At 62.0% G+C, this 308-nt stretch carries 1 protein-coding gene; it reads right to left on the bottom strand.

Annotation, left to right across the window (positions count from 1 at the left end; all coding sequences use genetic code 11):
- A partial coding sequence (locus AB1L30_RS00315; RefSeq protein WP_367011366.1) for a hypothetical protein occupies positions 1-308 on the bottom strand: 308 nt, incomplete at both ends.

The raw sequence follows: 308 nt of genomic DNA, 5'->3' as shown, positions 1-308 counted from the left end.
ACGGCCAGGCCCATCCGACGGCAGTCGTCGATATGCTCGACGAAGAACTTCTCCCGCTCCGAGCCGTCCATCTCGGACGTGAGCACGGCGGCCATGTACTCGGTCGGGTAGTGGGTCTTCAGATAAGCCGTCTGATAGGCGACCAGGGCATAGGCGGTCGAGTGGCTCTTGTTGAAGCCGTAGCCGCCGAAGAACTCGATCAGGTCGAAGATCTCCTTGGCCTTGGCCTTCTCCAGGCCCCGCTCGACCGCCCCGTTCATGAAGGCTTCGCGACCGGCCGCGATCACGTCGGTCTTCTTCTTCGAGAT

This window comes from Bremerella sp. JC817 (assembly GCF_040718835.1).
GTDB lineage: Bacteria > Planctomycetota > Planctomycetia > Pirellulales > Pirellulaceae > Bremerella.
This window is presented reverse-complemented; position numbering and strand designations above follow the sequence as displayed.